The organism is Vibrio sp. WZ-1, assembly GCF_052037695.1.
GTDB lineage: Bacteria > Pseudomonadota > Gammaproteobacteria > Enterobacterales > Vibrionaceae > Vibrio.
In genome coordinates, this window is the sequence record NZ_JBQEQR010000053.1 from 31,397 (window position 1) to 53,026 (window position 21,630).

Below are 21,630 nucleotides of genomic sequence, written 5' to 3' on the forward strand. Positions count from 1 at the left end.
TCCTTGAAAGTGGCTTTTCTATCAATATTGAAGCCAATCTTGGTGCAGTTTATTCGGTGCGCCGAGGTAATCCACCATCCACTGGATCAGCTTGTGATTGTCATCTTTACGCCATACCAAGCAGCATTGACTGATTGGCATATCATCCTGTAGTACCTTTTCCACCAATGTTCCTTCATGAATCAGTGGCATTGCAATATGACGAGGCATGTACCCGACTCCAACGCCATTCTTCAAGCATTCTATTGCGCTGTACCAGTTAGGCAATAACAAACGACGTTGCTTGGGGTAATGACCCGTGTGACGCTTTGGTAGCACGTTCGATGTATCATCAAGACAGATCGCCGGAAATTGACTGACAAACTCTTCAGTTAGAATTTGCTGACGAACACAAGGATGAGCAGGAGACATCACAAATGCCCAATCCAACACGCCCATGTCTTTGACCTCAAAGTCACCTCCCACAGGAATCGCAGATGTCGCTCCTACAACAATATCAGCACGCCCTTGAGCGATAGCTTCCCATGAACCGTTAAACACTTCCATGTTGATTTGTAGCTCTGCAAATTCGAACTCACGATAGAAGTCTTCAACCAAAGGCTTAAGCTTGTCGAGCTTAACCACGTTATCCAAAGTGAGTTTTAGTGTCGATTGCCAGCCATGCGCAGCGCGGCGGGTTTGCGCTTTAACTTCAGCCATTTGTCTGAGTAGTAAACGAGCTTCTTCGATAAACAACTCACCAGCAGGTGTCAGCTCAACTTTTCTTGGTAATCGGCGGAACAAAACCACGTTTAACTCCTGTTCGACTTGACGAACGCCATAGCTGATCGCTGACGGTACTTTATGCAGAACCTCAGCAGCAGCTGTAAAGCTTCCTAAACGAGCAACGGTATCGAGCATTTCCAACGAAGACTTGGAGAACATGATTTTAACCTTTCAAAAAATTTGATTGATAACCAACAATTTTAGCGTTTTATTTTATCAAAATCGAAAAATAGAATGAAAAGGTAAATAAATCGGGGTTGGCGCCAACGGATATTGACTAAAAAGTGATTAAATAATTTGATTGGTTGAATCATGAAAATCTCAAAATTACAGCTTGTTTATCTAGCAGCCCTATCTATGCTTGGCTTTATTGCCACAGACATGTACTTACCAGCGTTTAAAGCAATGGAAATAGACTTTGCCACTGGTCCTGAACAAATCGCACTTTCTTTAACCGTATTTCTTGTTGGTATGGCCTTTGGTCAGTTGATGTGGGGCTTAGCTTCAGACAAATTCGGTCATCGCAACACGTTAGCCGCAGGCTTGGTGCTGTTTACTATTGCTTCATTTGGCCTCGCGTTCAGTGAGCAAGTATGGCAACTATTAGCACTGCGCTTCGTTCAGGCGATTGGTGTATGTGCACCAGCCGTTATCTGGCAAGCGATGGTGATCAAACGTCACTCAAGCCAGAGCCAACAAATTTTTGCCACTATCATGCCGCTGGTGGCACTGTCTCCTGCGCTGGCTCCTCAGCTAGGTGTATTGCTTACAGATAACTTTGGTTGGCACAGTATTTTCGTTGCACTGACGCTTATGGGTGTGTTGTTGGTCGTTGCTACCATGGTGCAAAAAAATGAAAAGGTAGAAGCCAAACAAACCAGCATGTCTTCAGATATCAAATCATTGCTAGGTTCTAAAACTTACCTAGGCAACGTGTTTATGTTTGCGACAGCATCGGCGGCCTTCTTTGCTTACTTAACCGGTATGCCAGAAATCATGTCTCAGCTTGGCTATGAAGCGAAGGACATTGGTTTAAGCTTTATTCCTCAAACCATCGCTTTCATGGTGGGTGGCTACCTAGGTAAAGTTGGTGTACGTAAATTTGGTGATGAGAAAGTACTGCGTCAGTTAATTGGTCTATTCAGTGTTGCTGCACTACTGATCTTCATCGCATCGCAGTGGGAATTAACCTCAATTTGGCCAATTCTAGCGCCTTTCTGTCTGATCGCAGTAGCGAATGGTGCACTGTACCCAATCGTAGTAAACCGCGCTTTGGCAAGTGCGAAGCAAAGCCCTGCAACCGCAGCGGGTCTACAAAACAGCCTGCAAATTACCGTGAGCAGTCTATCAAGCGCTCTCGTAGCAGCAATGGCTAGCCAAGCTCAGATGGTAACGGGTATTGCAATCATCATCTGTATGGGTGGTTTATGGATGGGGTACATCCTGTCTAACCGTGAATTGTCTCAACACTTCACCACGCCAGATAACGCTCGCGTGGTAAGCGAAGACGAGTTGTAACCCTGTCTTATGTAAAACAATAAACAAAGAGCCACTGAATGTGGCTCTTTACTTTTTACAAATGAAGAGACTAGAGAAAGTACTTACATACTCTGTAAGCCCCATTTTTCATCGGTTTGTTTAAAGAAGCCTTGGGTTTTCTTTAACTCAACCCAGTGGTTTATATAGTTAATCCAGACTTGATCGTCTTGAGGCAATAACATCGCAATAGGTGTTGGCTTGCGAGGCTCTTTCACCGGAACTATCGCCAACTGTTTGAATTTCTCCACCAGCGTTGCCGCCTCTACATTGGATGTCACAGAAACATCAGCACGGCGAGCCAGAAGCTCTTGGAAATCACGCGCAGGCGCTTCTATCACAATGTGCTGGGCGGAAGGGAAGAAGTCTTTGACCATCTTCTCTTGTACTGTTCCCAGTGTTGCGGCTACTTTCACTTCTGGTTTATCAAAGTCAGCCCAATCCGAGAATTTGGCGAGATCTTTCTTTTGTACCACGGGTACAAATGCAAGGTAGAAATACGGTTGGCTGTAACCTGCAACTTTGGCACGCGACATATTCAGTGAAGCGCTACCGGTAATATCATATTTATTGGCAGTAATACCATTAACCAGCGTTTTCCAATCGGTCGCGATGTATTCCACCTCAACACCGAGATCTTTTGCGAGTTCAGTTGTGATATCGATATCAAATCCACGATAACTATTAGTGACGGGATCTTTCATTGTCATCGGGTTCCAATCTCCTGTCGTACCCACTCGAAGCACACCACTGTCCAATATTTCATGCAGTCGGCTCTCTGCATAAGCAAACTGAGTAACGGTCAGCAACCAAAGAGCAACAGCAAACATAAGCTTTTTCATTGTATTTCCCTATATAATTATTTTGATTCAAGATTTACAAACACAACCTTGATAACATAGCAGTAACAAGTGGCATTTTTTAGTCAAGTTAGGAAATGAAGGTTGAATAATCGAACTCTGTGGCTCTTTTTCCCTCTATTACTGACAGGTTGCTCTGATTACCAATGGGGATGGTATGTTCTTGATCCTTCAACCGAACAAGGATTAACTAATATTCAGTTTCTAGTGGCTGGTTTTAAAGACACCATCCAAGTGTCACTGCTAAGTATGGTGTTCGCGATGAGTATAGGACTTCTAGTCGCCCTCCTAGCCCTATCTAATTCCCCATCACTAAAATGGCTCAACCGCATCTATGTCGAGATAATCCGTTCGATACCAGTCTTAGTATTACTGCTCTGGGTTTACTACGGCATGCCTACCCTACTTGATGTATCCCTTAATCATTTTTGGGCAGGTGTGATTGCGCTAACCATTGCCGAAAGTGCCTTTATGGCAGAGGTATTTAGAGGAGGGATTCAAGCCATCAGCCGCGGACAGCATGAAGCGGCGGAGTCGCTGGGGTTGAACTATTGGCAGAAGATGCGTTTGGTTATTCTTCCCCAAGCATTTCGCCAAATCCTACCGCCACTGGGCAATCAATTTGTCTATATTCTTAAGATGAGCTCGCTAGTCAGTGTGATTGGTTTAAGTGACCTAACCAGGCGAGCCAATGAATTGGTGGTAAATGAGTATCTACCGTTAGAAATTTACACCTTTCTCGTCTTAGAGTATTTAGTACTGATCCTTTTAGTCTCTCAAGCGGTCCGTTGGTTAGAGAAACGCATAGCGATCCCGAGCCACTAAACTCTCTCTTTCACAACACCAGATACAACGAAGCCGCTCAGATGAGCGGCTTTGGTTTATTTCGGTTAAAGGAAGCAGCTGAGGCTTACTTTTGCTTTACTGGACGTTGCCAACCGGTGATTTTGCGCTCTTTCGCGCGAGTAATCACTAGCTCACCTTCGGCGACGTCTTTGGTCAATGTCGTGCCAGCACCAATCGTTACACCATCAGCAATCGTCACTGGCGCTACAAGCTGGCTATCTGAACCAACAAAAACGTCGTTACCAATGATGGTCTTAAACTTGTTCGCACCATCGTAGTTGCAAGTGATGGTACCAGCACCAATGTTGGTACGTTGACCGATCTCAGCATCACCTAGATAAGTTAGGTGGTTCGCTTTAGAGCCTTCGCCGATACGTGCGTTTTTCACTTCTACGAAGTTACCCACGTGAGAATCGTTACGCATTTCTGCGCCTGGGCGTAGGCGTGTGAATGGACCAACTGTACATTCTTCACCAACTGTCGCACCTTCAATCACACTGTATGGACGAACAACCGTATTGTCATCGATTTCACAGTCTTTCAGTACACAACCAGCGCCGATCACAACGTTATCACCCAGTGATACTTTACCTTCGATGATCACGTTTGCATCGATTTCACAATCCATACCACATTGCAATTCACCACGTAGATCGAAACGCGCAGGATCGCGCAGCATCACGCCCTGCTCTAGTAGCTTTTGCGCTTGCATTGATTGGAATGCGCGCTCTAGACGAGCAAGTTGCGCACGATCATTCACACCTTCAACTTCAATCGCGTTTACTGGGTGTACAGCCTCAACCGCGCGACCTTCATCGTGCGCTGCCGCGATAACGTCTGTTAGGTAGTATTCGCCTTGTGCGTTTTCGTTATTTAGACCAGCAAGCCAGCGTTTCAGGTCACCACCTGTCGCCACTAGCACACCAGTGTTACATTCTTTAATAAGCTTCTGCTCTTCTGTCGCATCTTTTTGTTCAACGATCGCCACTACAGGACCGTTTTTACGAATGATACGACCATAACCCATTGGGTTATCCAACATAACTGTTAATAGTGCGATGCCACCAGTTGGCTGAGCATCTAATAGATTTTCAATGGTTTCAGCTGAAATCAGTGGTACATCACCGTAAAGCACTAGTACTTTCTCATTATCTTCAAACCTTAGAGAAGCTTGATCAACCGCGTGCCCGGTACCTAATTGCTCAGCTTGCAATACCCAATTAACAGGCTCTTCAGCAAGCGTTTGTTGCATTTGATCACCACCGTGACCGTAAACCAAGTGAATGTTTTGTGCACCAAGACCTGTACATGTATCAATCACATGTTTTGCCATCGGCTTCCCTGCCAAAGTGTGTAGCACTTTAGGCATGTTCGAATACATACGAGTGCCTTTACCCGCAGCAAGAATCACAGCACTAAATTTCATTATTAACCTATTGACGCTCTATTTTAATTGGGCGTTATTTTAAACAGCTTGAAGGGAATAGTTAATGGTGGAAGGTAAATTTCCCTTAAAAAATAAGCAAAAAGGCGACCTAATGGCCGCCTTTTACATGCAACGTTGCTAATTGAGCTTAGCGACGCTTTTTGGTCAGCTCGATAACTCGAAGCTGAGCAATGGCTTTAGCCAGTTCACTGGCCGCTTGTGCGAAGTCCATGTCACCATGCTGATTCTGGATTTGCTCCTCAGCGCGGCGCTTGGCTTCTTCTGCCTTCGCTGCGTCTAGATCTTCACCACGAATCGCTGTATCAGCCAGTACTGTAGCAGTACCCGGCTGAACTTCGACCATACCACCAGAGACATAAATGAACTCTTCGTGGCCGTGCTGTTTCACAATACGCACCATACCAGGCTTAATAGCGGACAGCAGCGGAGTGTGGCCATGGAAAATACCCAGCTCACCTTCGCTACCGGTCACCTGAAACGTTTCTACGCGACCCGAGAAAATACGTTTCTCAGCGCTTACTACGTCTAGGTGAAAGGTTATTGGTGCCATATCGCCTCCTAGTTAGCCTTATAGCTTCTTCGCATTCTCGATAGCATCGTCAATCGTACCGCAGTACATGAACGCTTGCTCTGGAATGTCATCGTATTCACCAGCTAGTAGACCTTTAAAGCCACGTAGAGTCTCTTTAAGAGGTACGTAAACGCCTGGGTCACCTGTAAATACTTCCGCTACGTGGTAAGGCTGAGTTAGGAAACGCTCAATCTTACGTGCACGAGATACAACTTGCTTATCTTCTTCAGATAGCTCGTCCATACCTAGAATCGCAATGATGTCTTTCAGCTCTTTGTAGCGCTGAAGTGTCTGCTGAACGCCACGAGCTGTGTCGTAGTGTTCTTGACCAACTACTAGTGGGTCTAGCTGACGAGACGTCGAATCTAGTGGGTCGATCGCTGGGTATAGACCCATAGCTGCGATGTTACGGTTAAGTACAACCGTTGCATCCAAGTGCGCGAACGTTGTTGCTGGAGACGGGTCAGTCAAGTCATCCGCTGGTACGTATACCGCCTGTACAGACGTGATAGAACCTTGACGAGTTGACGTGATACGCTCCTGCAGTACACCCATCTCTTCTGCAAGAGTTGGCTGGTAACCTACCGCTGAAGGCATACGACCTAGCAGTGCTGATACCTCTGTACCTGCAAGCGTGTAACGGTAGATGTTATCAACGAACAGTAGTACGTCACGACCTTCGTCACGGAAACGCTCTGCCATTGTTAGACCAGTCAGTGCAACACGTAGACGGTTGCCTGGTGGCTCGTTCATCTGACCGTAAACCATTGCTACTTTAGATTCTTCAGGCTTCTCAACGTTTACAACGCCCGCTTCCTGCATCTCGTAGTAGAAATCGTTACCTTCACGAGTACGTTCACCAACACCAGCAAATACTGATAGACCTGAGTGTTGAAGTGCGATGTTGTTGATAAGTTCCATCATGTTAACGGTCTTACCTACACCTGCACCACCGAATAGACCGATTTTACCACCCTTAGCGAATGGACAAACCAAGTCGATTACTTTAACACCAGTTTCTAGAAGTGCTGTTTCGTTTGATTGCTCTTCGTAGCTTGGTGCTTCACGGTGAATAGAGTAAACCTCTTCTGCACCGATCTCACCACGCTCATCAATCGCGTCACCTAGGACGTTCATGATACGACCTAGAGTTTTAGTACCTACTGGTACTGAAATTGGAGCGCCAGTGTTAACCACTTCAACGCCACGACGTAAACCATCAGAGCTACCCATTACGATACAACGAACTACGCCACCGCCTAGCTGTTGTTGAACCTCAAGAACTAAACGCTCTTTCGATTCTGTAACGTTTAGAGCGTCATATACACTTGGTACTTCGCTCTGTGGGAACTCTACGTCGACTACCGCACCGATGATCTGTACGATCTTACCTGTAGCCATCGTTAATCCTCTAAAGTATTTCGTTTTACCTAAGCTTAAACCGCAGATGCACCACCAACGATTTCCGATAGTTCTTGTGTAATCGCAGCCTGACGGGCTTTGTTGTACACAAGTTCTAGATCTTCAATCAAGTTGGTTGCGTTATCCGTTGCAGCCTTCATCGCAATCATTCGAGCCGCTTGCTCACAAGCAAGGTTCTCTACCACACCTTGGTATACCTGAGACTCTACGTAACGCACTAGAAGTGTGTCCAATAGAGGTTTTGGCTCAGGCTCATAGATGTAGTCCCATGAGTGCTCACGCTGCATCTCTTCGCTGTCCGATTTAGGCAAAGGTAGCAATTGATCGATCGTTGGTTGCTGAACCATAGTGTTCACAAACTTGTTGAACACTACGTATAGACGGTCCAGTTCACCTTCATCGTATTTCTTAAGCATTACGCCAACAGAACCGATTAGGTCTTCTAGGCTTGGGTTATCACCCAGACCAGAAACCTGTGCCGCAACTTTTGCGCCACCATTTTTAAAGAAAGCTGTTGCTTTTGAACCGATTACAGCCAGTTCAACTTCAGCACCTTTCTCCTTCCATGATTGCATGTCTGTAACGGCTTTCTTGAACACGTTAATGTTCAAACCACCACACAGACCACGGTCTGTCGAAACGATGATGTAACCAACACGTTTAGCTTCACGCTCTTCTAGGTACGGATGACGGTACTCTAGGTTTGCGTTAGCCACATGACCGATCACTTTACGCATTGTTTCAGCGTATGGACGAGAAGCTTCCATTGCGTCTTGAGAACGACGCATTTTTGAAGCTGCTACCATTTCCATCGCTTTCGTAATTTTCTGCGTGCTTTTAACACTACCGATTTTATTACGTATCTCTTTTGCGCCGGCCATCGTTACTCTCCGTTAGTTGGTGGCAGAAACTGCCACCGACCTAATTACCAAGTTTGGGTTGCTACGAAGTCGTCAGTCAGTTTCTTCAACTGAGCTTCAACTTCATCGTTGTATGCACCCGTCTTGTCGATCTCAGCTGCGAATTCAGCGTATTGACCGCGAGCGTACGATAGTAGAGCCGCTTCGAAATCTAGCAGTTTGCTTAGTTCAACATCTGCTAAATAGCCGCGCTCTGCCGCGAAGATAACTAGTGCTTGGTCAAATACAGACATTGGAGCGTACTGCTTCTGCTTCATTAGTTCTGTAACTTTTTGACCGTGGTCTAGCTGTTTCTTCGTCGCTTCATCAAGGTCAGACGAGAACTGTGCGAATGCCGCTAGTTCACGGTACTGAGCTAGTGCAGTACGGATACCGCCAGATAGCTTCTTGATGATTTTCGTCTGAGCTGAACCACCTACACGAGATACTGAGATACCTGGGTCAACAGCTGGGCGAACACCCGCGTTGAATAGCTCAGTTTGTAGGAAGATCTGACCATCGGTAATCGAGATTACGTTAGTCGGTACGAATGCTGAAACGTCACCTGCTTGAGTTTCGATGATAGGAAGAGCAGTCAAAGAACCAGTCTTACCTTTCACTTCACCGTTAGTGAAACGCTCTACGTACTCTTCGTTTACACGAGCTGCACGCTCTAGTAGACGCGAGTGTAAGTAGAATACGTCACCTGGGAATGCCTCACGGCCTGGTGGACGTTTTAGTAGTAGAGAGATCTGACGGTAAGCTACCGCTTGCTTAGATAGATCATCGTAAACAATCAGTGCATCTTCACCGCGATCGCGGAAGTATTCACCCATCGCACAACCTGCGTATGGCGCTAGATATTGTAGCGCTGCAGATTCAGAAGCAGATGCAACAACAACGATAGTGTTAGCTAGCGCGCCGTGCTCTTCTAGTTTGCGAACTACGTTAGCGATAGTCGATGCTTTCTGACCGATTGCTACGTAGATTGAGAAAATACCAGAGTCTTTCTGGTTAATAATCGCATCGATCGCCATTGCTGTTTTACCAGTCTGACGGTCACCGATCACAAGCTCACGCTGACCACGACCGATAGGGATCATTGAGTCAACTGATTTGTAGCCAGTTTGTACAGGTTGGTCTACCGATTTACGGTCGATTACACCTGGTGCGATTACTTCTACAGGCGAAGTCAGTTTCGCTTCGATTGGACCTTTACCATCGATAGGTTCACCTAGCGTGTTTACTACGCGACCTAGTAGTTCTGGACCAACTGGCACTTCAAGAATGCGGCCAGTACCTGTAACTTTCATGCCTTCCTTAAGGTCAGCATATGGGCCCATTACTACCGCACCAACCGAGTCACGCTCAAGGTTAAGTGCTAGTGCATAACGGCCACCCGGTAATTCAATCATTTCACCTTGCATCACGTCCGCTAGGCCGTGGATGCGGATGATACCATCGCTTACCGATACGATAGTACCCTCGTTGCGAGCTTCACTAACAACTTCGAAAGATTCGATACGTTGTTTGATTAGATCGCTAATTTCCGTGGAATTAAGTTGCATGCTCCAATCCCCATTAAGACTGCAATGCATCGCTCAGGCGGTTCAAACGACCACGCGCTGAGTCATCGATGACTAGGTCTCCGGCTCGAATAATAACCCCACCAAGTAGGGTCTCATCTACGCTGCAATTCAGCTTCACTTTGCGTTCAAGACGCGCTTCAAGTTTGCTGCCAATATTTGCTAGCTGCTCATCAGAAAGTTCGCTTGCTGAAATCACTTCAACATCGATTTCTTTCTCATGCTCTTTCTTCAATAAGAAGAACTGCTCACAAACATCAGGAAGGGCCGTAAGACGACCATTCTCAGCCATAACCTTAATCAGGTTTTGACCGTGCGCATCAACTTGTTCACCGCAAACTGCAACAAAAATTTCTGCCATTTTGTCAGCTGAAACAGAACCTGTTAAAAGTTCATTCATTTGTTCGTTTTTGGCAACTTCAGTAGCGAAAGACAACATTTGGCCCCATTGGTCCAACTGGTCTTTGTCTACAGCAAAGTCAAAAGCTGCTTTAGCATAGGGGCGTGCGATTGTAGTCAAATCAGACATATGCGCCCCCAGACTTAAAGTTTTGCAGTAATGTTGTCGAGAATATCTTTCTGAGCGTCTTTATCGATAGTACGCTCAAGGATTTTCTCAGCACCAGCTACAGCCAGAGTAGCAACTTGTTTGCGCAGCTCATCGCGTGCACGATTACGTTCAGCTTCAAGTTCTGCTTCCGCTTGCGCTAGGATTTTCTGGCGTTCTGCCTGAGCTTCCTCGCGAGCTTCATCAATAATTTGAGACTTACGCTTGTTCGCTTGGTCGATGATCTCAGTTGCTGTGCGCTTCGCTTCTTTCATCTGATCAGAAGCGTTGGCTTGTGCTAGATCCAAGTCTTTTGCAGCACGTTCCGCTGCTTGAAGACCATCAGCAATTTTTTTCTGACGTTCTTCAATCGCTTGCATCAACGGTGGCCATACATACTTCATGCAGAACCACACAAATAGTGCGAACGAGATTGCTTGACCTAGCAGAGTTGCGTTTATGTTCACAACAGCTACCCCTCTATTTGGACTTAGTGTTAATCAGTGACAAGCCTGAGCTCGTCCCGAGTTAAAGGTGATTAACCTAGTTGACCAACGAATGGGTTTGCGAATGTGAATAGTAGCGCGATTACGATACCGATCATTGGAACCGCATCAAGTAGACCTGCGATGATGAACATCTTAACTTGTAGCATAGGAGCCATTTCTGGTTGACGTGCTGCACCTTCTAGGAATTTACCACCTAGTAGTGCGAAACCAATCGCTGTACCAAGAGAAGCAAGACCGACGATAATACCTACGGCGATTGCAGAAAAGCTCAGTAAAGTTTCCATTACTATCTCCAATTTATAGTTGTTGGCTTAGTGCCCAAATAAAAAGCTTAAAAAATTAATGATCAGAGTCTTCGTGTGCCATTGACAGGTAAACAATTGTCAACATCATGAATACGAAGGCTTGAATCGTAATAACCAAGATATGGAAGATTGCCCACGGTAGTGAACCCATCCATTGTAAGTACCATGGTAGCATTGCCGCACAAAGAATGAATACAACCTCACCCGCGAACATGTTACCGAATAGACGCATACCAAGTGATAGAGGCTTCGCTAGTAGCGATACCACTTCAATCAGTAGGTTAAACGGAATCATCAGTGGGTGATTGAATGGATGTAGTGCAAGTTCTTTTGCGAATCCACCTAGACCTTTCACTTTGATGCTGTAGTAAATCATCAAGGCAAAAACGCCTAGAGCCATAGCCATGGTGATATTCACATCAGCAGACGGTACAACCTTAAGATAAGGGATACCTAGCCAATGCTCTGCTGGGTATGGTAAGAAGTCGATCGGGACTAAGTCCATCACGTTCATCAAAAATACCCAACAAAAGATAGTCAGTGCTAAAGGCGCGATCAGTGGGTTGCGTCCATGGAACGTGTCTTTGACGTTTTCCGCGACAAATTCAACGATCATTTCTACAGCACACTGAAGCTTACCTGGTACACCCGCTGTTGTTTTCTTCGCTACTTTGTAAAAAATTCCAAGGAAAATTAAACCAGTAAACCAAGAAAAAAACAGGCTATCGATATGTACGTTCCAGAAACTTGCTTCATCCGCTACCAAGCCTAACTTAGCTAAAGATAGGTTTGATAAGTGGTGGGCAATGTATCCGGACGATGTTAGCGCTTCACCTGGCGCAGCCATAACTCATCCTATTTTTTGTTGTTAATGAATAGCACTGGTGCACAGATATTAATACCTAGTACCAGCAAATAGGTTAGTTTGAGGGGAACGAGTTCCACCTGCATATACATGTAGGCTACGTAGAACAACACAACCGTGATGAGGATTTTCAGAACTTCACCTGTGTAGAAAGAGGCCGCGACACGCTTGGCAGCACGAGCTCCACTAAACATAAAAGCACAAAACGCAAAGACAGCGTTGGCAACAACAAAAATGCCCCCACCAACCAGCGCTGAAAGTCCCCATTCAGGATTCACGGCTATCGCCATTCCTGCAGCCACAAAAATAACCGCGCCAGACTGGATCATCAACAATTGCCTTGCGAGCTCTCGTCCTGGTCTAGCTAACGCAGCTACCATGTATTCGTACCTCTAGTAATATCCACTTTGCACTAAACTCTCTGTGCTGGGAAATTGGCGAAAATTATACGGTCAGTCCAACTGAATGCAATTAAATTGCAGCAAAAACTTACAGTTTTGTTTACAAACCGACAACTTTCACACAAAATTCGATTATTTTGATTAATTGACCTAAATCAATTATCTCATCTAGGCCTCAAGCTTGGCAATTAGTTGCTCCAATTTGTGAGGCTCATCAAGACTTATCGTCACTTTTGCTTTGCCATTCGCTGAACGGACTAAAGAAACTTTAGCATCAAGCAGTCGACTCAATTTATGCGACATTTGCTCTGCTTCGGTATCTTCTTGTTGCGCTTTTTGCTCATTTTGTGGCGCTAAGCACTTTTTTACTAACTGTTCGGTCTGGCGAACAGTCATTTGTTTCTTTGCGACCTGCTCTGCAACTTCGATTTGTTGCTCTCCTTCAAGAGCCAACAAAGCACGAGCATGCCCCATTTCTAATTTTTTATCTGCAACCAAACCTTTTACATCAATTTCTAGCTGATTAAGACGTAATAGGTTACTTACCGTGGTTCTAGATTTGCCAATCACATCGGCAACTTGCTGATGAGTCAGCGTAAATTCATCTTGCAAACGTTCAAGCGCTTGCGCTTCTTCAATCACGTTCAGATCTTCACGCTGAATGTTTTCAATCAACGCCATCGCTATCGCCGCACGGTCTTCGACCTTTTTCACCAAACAAGGTACGCGTTTTAGACCAGCTTGCTTTGCCGCACGCCAACGACGTTCACCGGCAATAATTTCAAACTGCCCACTCGCCACTTGACGCACCACAATAGGTTGAATGATGCCTTGTGACTGAATCGAAGCAGCAAGCTCTTCTAGCGCCTCAGGAGCCATATCTTTACGCGGTTGGTAAACACCCGGCTGAAGCTGACCTATCGCTAAATCTGTCAGTTCTCCATCCGCTGATAGTGCCTGACTTTGAGATGCAATGTGCTGTTTCTCACGCGCTAACGAACTGGTCGACAATAACGCATCCAGTCCTTTTCCAAGACCACGCTTAGACATGGGATGAATTCCTTAGGTTAGTGTTAAACTGGGACTTCTTCGCGGCGAAGCATTTCGCCCGCTAGAGCAAGATACGCTTTGGCGCCAGCAGAGTACTTATCGTAGTACATGGCTGGTTTACCGTGGCTCGGCGCTTCGGCCAAACGCACATTACGTGGAATTACAGTACGGTAAACTTTACTACCAAAGTGCTTTTTCAGTTGATCGGATACTTCATTAGATAGGCGGTTACGTGGGTCGTACATAGTACGTAGCAAACCCTCGATTTTGAGGTTCTCATTGACCACGGCCGCTAACTTGCTGATTGTATCCATAAGAGCAGTTAAACCTTCTAACGCAAAGTATTCACATTGCATCGGCACCAGCACAGAATCGGCTGCGGCCATAGCGTTGATTGTAAGAAGGTTTAGAGAAGGAGGACAATCAATAAAGATGAAATCATAGTTATCGCGAACTGACGCAAGTGCATTTTTCAAGCGCACCTCACGAGCGAAGACTTCCATCAATTTGATTTCTGCAGCGGTCACATCACCGTTTGCTGCTATCAGATCGTATTTTCCAGTGGTCTGCGTACACACGACTTGATCAAACGGCGTATCTTCAACCAAAAGATCATACGCCGTTGCGTCAACCATGTACTTATCCACGCCACTGGCCATCGTAGCATTACCTTGAGGGTCGAGATCGATCACCAAAACCTTGCGCTTTGTTGCCGCCATCGAAGCTGCTAAGTTAATGCACGTTGTTGTTTTGCCGACCCCACCTTTCTGGTTGGCGATTGCTACGATTTTACCCACGATTACCTCGCTAATTTTCCTTGCGCGATAAGATTACTAGATGACGATCGCCTTCCAACTCGGGAACAGCCAAAGATATGATCTCTGTCACACTACACCATTCAGGAAGCAGATCTATTTCATCTTTAGGGTGTTGTCCTTTCAACGCGAGAAACACCCCAGAATCTTGTTTAGGCAGATGATGACACCATTCCACCATATCCGTCATTGAAGCAAAAGCTCGACTCAAAACGCCATCAAATTTTTCTTCTGGTTGGAATTCTTCGACGCGACTTTGAATTGGGGTCACATTTTTCAATCCCAACGTATGGACCACTTGTTTGATAAAGCGAATACGTTTGCCAAGACTATCAAGTAAGAAAAATGTCTTACCTGGATTCATGATTGCCAATGGAATACCTGGCAAACCAGGTCCAGTCCCCACATCAATAAAGCGCTCACCTGGTAAGTGAGTGCTAACAACAATGCTATCAAGGATATGTTTCACCAACATATCAAGCGGGTCACGAACTGATGTTAGGTTGTAGGCTTTGTTCCATTTGTCGAGCAGTTCGACATAACCGACTAACTGCTCGCGTTGTTTTTCAGAGACTTCTAAATCGGTATGGGCGATCAGAGCATCCAGTTTTGTACGTAGTGTGCTCATTACTCTTCCTCACCTTTTTTCAACAAGCCGTGCTTTTTCAGGTGCACAAGCAGAATAGAAATCGCCGCCGGCGTAATACCAGAGATACGTGAAGCAATACCAATGCTTTCTGGTTTTGCTTCTGTTAGCTTCGCCACAACTTCGTTGGAAAGGCCTTTCACGTCTTTGTAATCTATATCAGCTGGTAACTTAGTGTGCTCATGGCGCAGTGACTTTTCGATCTCTTCTTGCTGACGCTTGATGTAACCATCGTACTTCACTTGAATTTCAACTTGCTCTGATGCTTGTTGATCTTCTAGTGCCGGTGCGAACGCATCAAGTTGCGTCAGTTGTGAATATGTGATCTCTGGACGACGAAGAAGATCCTCACCACTCGCTTCACGTGCCATTGGTGTTTTCAATAGCTTGTTCAGCTCGTCGATACCTACTGAGTTCGGGTTCATCCACGTCGATTTTAGACGTTGACGCTCAGTTTCCATGTTATTGATTTTCTTGTTGAAGCGCGCCCAACGCACATCATCAATCAAACCAAGCTCACGCGCTTTTTCTGTCAAACGTAGATCAGCGTTGTCTTCACGCAGCAGCAAACGGTATTCAGCACGAGAAGTAAACATGCGGTACGGTTCTTTGGTACCCATGGTCGACAAGTCGTCAATCAATACACCCATGTACGCTTGGTCACGGCGAGGGCTCCAGCCTTCTTTGTCTTGGCTGTATAAACTAGCGTTTAGACCTGCCATCAGACCTTGTGCTGCGGCTTCTTCGTAGCCTGTAGTGCCGTTAATTTGGCCAGCAAAGAACAAACCACTGATAAATTTAGTCTCATAAGTTTGCTTCAAATCACGAGGATCGAAGAAATCGTACTCAATCGCGTAGCCAGGACGAACAATGTGTGCGTTTTCAAAACCTTTCATTGAACGAACAATTTGTACTTGCACGTCAAATGGCAAGCTGGTGGAAATACCATTTGGATACAGCTCGTGTGTCGTTAGACCTTCAGGCTCAATAAAGATTTGATGGCTGTTCTTATCCGCAAAACGCATTACTTTGTCTTCGATTGAAGGACAGTAACGCGGACCAATCCCTTCGATCACACCAGCGTACATTGGGCTGCGATCTAGATTGTTGCGGATCACCTCATGAGTTTGCTCATTGGTGTGAGTAATAAAACATGGGATTTGACGCGGTTGATGCTCACGTTTGCCCATGAATGAGAATACTGGTGTTGGGTTGTCACCATGTTGAGCTTCTAGCACAGAAAAATCGACACTGCGCGCATCAATACGAGGTGGCGTACCCGTTTTTAGACGATCCACACGGAACGGTAGCTCACGTAGTCGATCCGCCAATGCGATCGATGGTGGATCTCCAGCACGACCGCCAGAAGAGCTTTCCATACCAATGTGGATCTTACCGCCAAGGAAAGTACCTACGGTTAATACCACCGCTTTAGCGCGGAATTTCAGCCCCATTTGGGTCACAACGCCAACCACACGATCTTGTTCCACAATCAGATCATCAACGGATTGTTGGAACAGTGTTAGATTTGGAGCATTTTCCAGCGCATTACGTACATACGCTTTGTACAATGCACGGTCTGCTTGAGCACGTGTTGCTCGTACAGCTGGACCTTTAGAGGCATTTAATGTTCGGAATTGAATACCTGCATGGTCAATAGCTTCAGCCATTAGACCACCCATAGCATCCACTTCTTTTACTAAGTGACCTTTCCCGATACCACCAATCGCCGGGTTACAAGACATTTGGCCTAATGTATCGATGTTATGGGTAAGGAGAAGCGTTTTTTGTCCTGTGCGTGCAGATGCGAGCGCGGCTTCCGTTCCTGCGTGTCCGCCACCGACAACAATGACGTCAAAGTTTTCGTGATAAAGCATGAACTGACCTCAGGTATTCAAAGGATTAAATGGACAGATAAAAAAGAGCGGTATTTTACCTTTTTTATCTGTGAGAGAGAATCGTTTTCTCGCTTTTCACATTTTAGTCTCCAAGACTATATATATAAGATCTATATATATGATCTTTTATTGGATCTATTATTAGGATCGAGCCTTTCTGTGGATAACTAGAAAATGATCAACAAGATCATGGATCTTCTTTGGATCATATCTTGTGATCATGATTTGATCTGATCGAGGATTACCTGGGATCAAAATAGAAGGTTATACACAGGGGGTAAAATGGATCTAAGTTGTTCTTTGGATAACTAAAGGAAAATCACTGGATCTTACCTGGTTTATCCACAGGTGGTTTGAGCGTTTTTTGAGCGGTTGAACAATTAGTTTTGCTAGGAGTTGTGTACAAAGAGGGAAATCAGAGCCGCAATGCGACTCTGTGGAAAGGGAATTAAGCAGAAAAGCGTGGCAGATTCTCTTGTAACCACACTTCTGCGGCATCTTCTGGTACGTCGTGGCTAAGTACATCAATTTTCAGGCAATCTGCAATAGGTGTAGCGCCAATGTCTTCTAATAAGTCATAGGCGTGTTGGCCAGCAGCACAAAACGTATCGTAACTCGAGTCACCGATTGCAATGACAGCGAACTTCACATCTACCATATTAGGTGGTGTATTCTGTAGTGCAGCAATAAATGGTTGGATGTTATCTGGATATTCACCTGCACCGTGTGTAGAAGTGACTAGTAGCCAAGTGCCTTGATTCTCGATCGATGACAACCCTGGTTGGTTGTGGATCGTAGTCTCAAAACCATTTTCATTCAGTAGATCACTAAGGTGATCACCGACGTATTCTGCGCCACCTAACGTACTGCCTGTAATAATGTGGATCATGTGTCTTCCTTTATAAGCCATACCAACGACAGATTTTAGCCGTGCGTCGGTACAAAAAGAAACGCGGTGTTAAACTTCTGCCTAACACCGCGCGTTTTACTATTTACCGATACAGAATGAGGAAAAGATTCGGCCTAGGAGGTCATCAGAGCTGAACTCTCCGGTAATCTCATTCAAGTGCTGCTGAGTAATACGCAGCTCTTCCGCCAATATTTCTCCAGCCATAAAGCCTTCAAGCTGCTCTTGGCCAATCTGAAGGTGCTGAGCTGCACGTTCTAGTGCGTCTAGGTGGCGACGACGAGCCATAAAGCCGCCTTCAGTATTACCGGAAAAGCCCATGCATTCTTTTAAGTGGCTGCGTAAAGCATCCACACCAGCGCCTGTTTTTGCTGAGAGGCGAATTAAGGTTGGATCGTTCACATGGCAGATCCCCATCTCTTCACCGGTTTGATCCGCTTTGTTACGGATCACTGTCATGCCCATATTACTTGGTAGGCGATCAACAAAGTCTGGCCAGATGTCTTTTGGATCCGTCGCGTCAGTTGTGGTGCCATCTACCATGAATAGCACACGGTCTGCCTGGGCTATTTCGTCCCATGCTCGCTCGATACCGATTTTCTCGACTTCATCAGAAGCGTCACGCAGACCGGCTGTATCGATGATGTGCAGCGGCATACCATCAATGTGGATGTGCTCACGTAGTACGTCACGGGTGGTACCAGCAATATCGGTAACAATTGCCGACTCTTTGCCTGACAGCGCGTTCAGTAGGCTAGATTTACCCGCATTAGGGCGGCCTGCAATCACGACTTTCATGCCTTCACGCATGATGGCGCCTTGGTTGGCTTCTTTACGTACTGCATCGAGGTTATCGATGATCGCTTGTAGGTCACCAGACACTTTACCATCGGCCAAAAAGTCGATCTCTTCTTCTGGGAAGTCAATGGCCGCTTCCACGTAGATACGTAAGTGGATCAGAGATTCCACCAGCGTTTGAATACGTTGCGAGAACTGGCCTTGCAGTGATTGCAGAGCTGATTTCGCCGCTTCTTCTGAGCTGGCATCAATCAGATCGGCAATCGCTTCTGCTTGAGTGAGGTCCATCTTATCGTTTAGGAAAGCGCGTTCTGAGAACTCTCCAGGACGCGCGGCACGTACGCCATCAATGCCGAGAATACGCTTAATCAGCATGTCCATAACTACAGGGCCACCGTGACCTTGCAGTTCAAGTACGTCTTCGCCTGTAAACGAATGTGGGTTAGGGAAGTACAGTGCAATGCCTTGGTCTAGCACGGTGCCATCTTCCGCTTGGAATGGCAGGTACTCTGCGTAGCGAGGCTTTAGCGTTTTACCTGTAACTTCTAGCGCCACTTGATTGGCCTTAGGGCCAGAAACACGAATAATGCCGACACCACCACGACCGGGTGCGGTAGCCTGAGCGACAATCGTATCTGTAGTCATAATCTTGCCTTTTGAGCTGGGCTATAGGTGTTGAGACCTAGGGAGCCAGAACCAATTAATTAGCTGAATTGTAATCAGCCAAAAACAAAAAGGCGACCTTTTGGCCGCCTTTCTTATGCTTTTCTATCAAGGTTACTTAGTGTGTAAGCCTTTTTTCTCCAGCGCTTTGTAAATCAAAGTTTGCTGGATAAGCGTAACGATGTTCGACACCAACCAGTATAGAACTAGGCCTGATGGGAAGAACAAGAAGAAGAAGGTAAACATAACCGGCATAAAGGTCATGATCTTCTGCTGCATTGGATCCGTTACTGTTGTTGGGCTCATCTTCTGGATTAGGAACATTGACGCACCCATCAGTAGCGGCAGGATGTAGTAAGGGTCCTGTGCTGAAAGGTCATGAATCCAACCGAAGAATGGTGAGTGACGTAGCTCAACCGATTCCATTAGTGCCCAGTATAGCGCGATGAAGATAGGCATCTGTAGGATAAGAGGTAGACAGCCACCCAGTGGGTTCACTTTCTCTTTCTTATACAGTTCCATCATCTCTTGGCTCATGCGCTGACGGTCATCACCGATACGCTCACGCATTGCTTGCAGCTTAGGCTGTAGCATGCGCATTTTCGCCATAGACGTGTATTGCGCTTTCGTTAGTGGGTACATTGCACCACGAACGATGAAGGTCAAACAGATGATTGCTACACCCCAGTTACCCACGAAGCTTTGAATGAAAGCAAGCAGTGAGTGAAGTGGTTTCGCGATGAACCATAGCCAGCCGTAGTCCACTACTAGGTCTAGGTTTGGTGCCACTGCTGCCATTTCGTTTTGTAGCTTAGGACCAACCCATAGTGTTGCTTCAAAGTTCGCTTGATCACCCGTTGCGATAGTTTTGTTTGGCATACGTACGCCGATGTCGCCTAGGTTACCAATCACGCGAGTGTACAGGTTAGTACCTGGTTCGTTGCGTGGGATCCAAGCTGCAGCGAAGTAGTGTTGGATCATTGCTGCCCAACCTTGGCCATCTGCTAGGTTGATAGACAGGTTACGATCCTGCATATCTTCAAAGCTGTATTTCTTGTAACGAACGTCTTCTGTTGAGTAAGCGCCGCCACGGTAAGTAGGCATTGTGATGCTACCACCCGCGTCCATTAGGTTTTGACGCAAGTGAGCGTACATACCAAATGTTGCGTTGTTACCAGAGTTGTTCACTACATCGTATTCTACGTTCAGCGCGTAGCTGCCACGTTTTAATACGTAAGTCTTGATGTATTCGATGCCGTTCGCAGTGAAAGTCATTGGAACGCGTAGTTCGTCTTGACCGTCAGCTAGAGTGAAGCTGTCTGCGCTCACGTTGTAGTGAGGACGGTTAGTGCTGCTAAGGTCGATACCTTGAGGACCCACTAGACCGCTTTGTGCGATGAACTGGTGACCTTTAGTGTCTTTTAGCAGAACGAATGGGTCTGATGAATCAAGTTCAGCAGAGTATTTGTTCAGGTCGGCATGTACCACATCGCCACCAACGGTGTCGATCGACAGAGTTAAAACATCAGTCGTTACTGTGATAGTTTTTGCTGAAGCTTGCTGTTGACCAGGAACTGGGTCTAGCTCATCCGCAAAAGATGGTGCAGGTAGAGTACTGCTTGATTGAGCCTGTTCGACCGCTTGAGGTGCTGGATTCTTTGCTACTTGCCATTGTTGAAATAGCAAGAAAGAAACCAGTGCCAGAGCGATGAGCAGGATATTACGTTGAGAATCCATCGTTAGTTATCTCTGTCTTGTTTTTGGACTGGTGGAACGGGGTCATACCCCCCTTCATTCAAAGGGTGGCATTTTAATAGACGTTTGCCTGATAACCAACATCCTTTTACAAAACCGTGAGCTCTCAAAGCTTCTAGTGCGTAAGTGGAACAAGTTGGTGTGAACCGGCAGCGAGGACCAATCAAAGGGCTGATAAACCAGCGATAAAGATAAACGAGCCCAATGGCTATCCACGTGAAGGGCGAGACAGGCGATGCCATAGCTTATCAAACAACTTAAATAGTTCCTCATTGCTTAAATCTTGCGCGCTTTTCTTAGCAATCACAACAAAATCTTTATTAGGAAGTTGATGTTGATTGTTACGAAAGCTTTCACGAGCCAAACGCTTAAAGCGGTTTCGACCGACAGCAGTTTTAATTTGCTTTTTCGGAACAGCTAAACCTAATCGTGGATGAGAAAGTTTGTTATTGCGAGCAATGATGGTGAAATGAGGCGAGCCAGCTCGATGAGCTTGCTGGAAGACGTTTTGATAATGCTCGGGAGTTAACAAGCGTAAC

23 protein-coding genes are annotated in these 21,630 nt (G+C 46.0%); 2 read left to right on the top strand and 21 right to left on the bottom strand.

Annotated features, from left to right (window positions below; all coding sequences use genetic code 11):
• Window positions 1-21: 21 nt before the first annotated feature.
• Window positions 22-924, bottom strand: coding sequence for a DNA-binding transcriptional activator PunR (gene punR, locus ACTS60_RS04195; RefSeq protein ID WP_038885233.1), 903 nt, complete (start codon window positions 922-924; stop codon window positions 22-24).
• A 153-nt stretch (window positions 925-1,077) separates the two neighbouring features.
• Between punR and punC the strand changes: the two genes are divergently transcribed.
• Complete coding sequence (punC, locus tag ACTS60_RS04200) at window positions 1,078-2,283, top strand: purine nucleoside transporter PunC (protein ID WP_440887254.1); 1,206 nt, start codon at window positions 1,078-1,080, stop codon at window positions 2,281-2,283.
• Window positions 2,284-2,366: 83 nt separating this feature from the next.
• Here punC and ACTS60_RS04205 read toward each other — a convergent pair whose 3' ends face one another.
• Window positions 2,367-3,143, bottom strand: coding sequence for a transporter substrate-binding domain-containing protein (locus tag ACTS60_RS04205; protein WP_440887255.1), 777 nt, complete (start codon window positions 3,141-3,143; stop codon window positions 2,367-2,369).
• A 102-nt stretch (window positions 3,144-3,245) separates the two neighbouring features.
• Here ACTS60_RS04205 and ACTS60_RS04210 point away from each other — a divergent pair, with 102 nt between their 5' ends.
• Entirely contained in the window at window positions 3,246-3,986 is a 741-nt protein-coding gene (locus tag ACTS60_RS04210; RefSeq protein ID WP_440887256.1) for an amino acid ABC transporter permease, read from the top strand.
• An 85-nt stretch (window positions 3,987-4,071) separates the two neighbouring features.
• Here ACTS60_RS04210 and glmU read toward each other — a convergent pair whose 3' ends face one another.
• The 19 genes from glmU to rnpA all read right to left on the bottom strand — a co-directional run bounded on the left by glmU (window position 4,072) and on the right by rnpA (window position 21,623).
• Complete coding sequence (gene glmU, locus ACTS60_RS04215) at window positions 4,072-5,433, bottom strand: bifunctional UDP-N-acetylglucosamine diphosphorylase/glucosamine-1-phosphate N-acetyltransferase GlmU (RefSeq protein ID WP_440887257.1); 1,362 nt, start codon at window positions 5,431-5,433, stop codon at window positions 4,072-4,074.
• 148 nt (window positions 5,434-5,581) lie between these two features.
• Complete coding sequence (locus ACTS60_RS04220; protein ID WP_005429758.1) at window positions 5,582-6,004, bottom strand: F0F1 ATP synthase subunit epsilon; 423 nt, start codon at window positions 6,002-6,004, stop codon at window positions 5,582-5,584.
• 18 nt (window positions 6,005-6,022) lie between these two features.
• A complete protein-coding gene (atpD, locus tag ACTS60_RS04225; RefSeq protein ID WP_411065023.1) occupies window positions 6,023-7,426 on the bottom strand; it encodes a F0F1 ATP synthase subunit beta in 1,404 nt (467 codons plus the stop codon).
• Window positions 7,427-7,461: 35 nt separating this feature from the next.
• A complete protein-coding gene (gene atpG / locus ACTS60_RS04230; RefSeq protein WP_010444718.1) occupies window positions 7,462-8,328 on the bottom strand; it encodes a F0F1 ATP synthase subunit gamma in 867 nt (288 codons plus the stop codon).
• Window positions 8,329-8,372: 44 nt separating this feature from the next.
• Window positions 8,373-9,914 carry a F0F1 ATP synthase subunit alpha gene (gene atpA, locus ACTS60_RS04235; RefSeq protein ID WP_005451027.1) on the bottom strand — a complete coding sequence of 514 codons (1,542 nt, stop codon included), beginning with the start codon at window positions 9,912-9,914 and terminating at the stop codon, window positions 8,373-8,375.
• Between the two features lie 13 nt (window positions 9,915-9,927).
• Entirely contained in the window at window positions 9,928-10,461 is a 534-nt protein-coding gene (gene atpH, locus ACTS60_RS04240; protein ID WP_440887258.1) for a F0F1 ATP synthase subunit delta, read from the bottom strand.
• 14 nt (window positions 10,462-10,475) lie between these two features.
• Window positions 10,476-10,946: a F0F1 ATP synthase subunit B gene (atpF, locus tag ACTS60_RS04245; protein ID WP_005451032.1), complete on the bottom strand. Its 471-nt coding sequence runs from the start codon at window positions 10,944-10,946 to the stop codon at window positions 10,476-10,478.
• Between the two features lie 71 nt (window positions 10,947-11,017).
• Window positions 11,018-11,272 carry a F0F1 ATP synthase subunit C gene (gene atpE / locus ACTS60_RS04250; RefSeq protein WP_002540812.1) on the bottom strand — a complete coding sequence of 85 codons (255 nt, stop codon included), beginning with the start codon at window positions 11,270-11,272 and terminating at the stop codon, window positions 11,018-11,020.
• Window positions 11,273-11,327: 55 nt separating this feature from the next.
• The gene (atpB, locus tag ACTS60_RS04255) at window positions 11,328-12,140 is read right to left on the bottom strand and encodes a F0F1 ATP synthase subunit A (RefSeq protein ID WP_010444751.1); all 813 of its coding nucleotides are present in this window, start codon (window positions 12,138-12,140) and stop codon (window positions 11,328-11,330) included.
• A gap of 8 nt (window positions 12,141-12,148) precedes the next feature.
• Entirely contained in the window at window positions 12,149-12,538 is a 390-nt protein-coding gene (locus ACTS60_RS04260) for a F0F1 ATP synthase subunit I (protein ID WP_010444753.1), read from the bottom strand.
• A 189-nt stretch (window positions 12,539-12,727) separates the two neighbouring features.
• A complete protein-coding gene (locus ACTS60_RS04265) occupies window positions 12,728-13,609 on the bottom strand; it encodes a ParB/RepB/Spo0J family partition protein (RefSeq protein ID WP_440887259.1) in 882 nt (293 codons plus the stop codon).
• Between the two features lie 23 nt (window positions 13,610-13,632).
• Complete coding sequence (locus ACTS60_RS04270; protein ID WP_010444758.1) at window positions 13,633-14,406, bottom strand: ParA family protein; 774 nt, start codon at window positions 14,404-14,406, stop codon at window positions 13,633-13,635.
• Window positions 14,407-14,416: 10 nt separating this feature from the next.
• Window positions 14,417-15,052: a 16S rRNA (guanine(527)-N(7))-methyltransferase RsmG gene (gene rsmG, locus ACTS60_RS04275; protein ID WP_440887260.1), complete on the bottom strand. Its 636-nt coding sequence runs from the start codon at window positions 15,050-15,052 to the stop codon at window positions 14,417-14,419.
• Window positions 15,052-16,947: a tRNA uridine-5-carboxymethylaminomethyl(34) synthesis enzyme MnmG gene (gene mnmG, locus ACTS60_RS04280; protein WP_440887261.1), complete on the bottom strand. Its 1,896-nt coding sequence runs from the start codon at window positions 16,945-16,947 to the stop codon at window positions 15,052-15,054. Before mnmG ends, rsmG begins: the two co-directional genes overlap by 1 nt.
• Window positions 16,948-17,416: 469 nt before the next feature.
• Window positions 17,417-17,857 (bottom strand): FMN-binding protein MioC, encoded by a 441-nt coding sequence (gene mioC / locus ACTS60_RS04285; RefSeq protein ID WP_440887262.1) that lies wholly within the window; start codon window positions 17,855-17,857, stop codon window positions 17,417-17,419.
• 99 nt (window positions 17,858-17,956) lie between these two features.
• A complete protein-coding gene (gene mnmE, locus ACTS60_RS04290) occupies window positions 17,957-19,318 on the bottom strand; it encodes a tRNA uridine-5-carboxymethylaminomethyl(34) synthesis GTPase MnmE (RefSeq protein ID WP_440887263.1) in 1,362 nt (453 codons plus the stop codon).
• A 132-nt stretch (window positions 19,319-19,450) separates the two neighbouring features.
• Window positions 19,451-21,073 (bottom strand): membrane protein insertase YidC, encoded by a 1,623-nt coding sequence (gene yidC / locus ACTS60_RS04295; protein ID WP_440887264.1) that lies wholly within the window; start codon window positions 21,071-21,073, stop codon window positions 19,451-19,453.
• Window positions 21,074-21,075: 2 nt separating this feature from the next.
• A complete protein-coding gene (gene yidD, locus ACTS60_RS04300; protein WP_440887265.1) occupies window positions 21,076-21,333 on the bottom strand; it encodes a membrane protein insertion efficiency factor YidD in 258 nt (85 codons plus the stop codon).
• Complete coding sequence (gene rnpA / locus ACTS60_RS04305) at window positions 21,300-21,623, bottom strand: ribonuclease P protein component (RefSeq protein ID WP_009699098.1); 324 nt, start codon at window positions 21,621-21,623, stop codon at window positions 21,300-21,302. Before rnpA ends, yidD begins: the two co-directional genes overlap by 34 nt.
• Window positions 21,624-21,630: the final 7 nt, after the last annotated feature.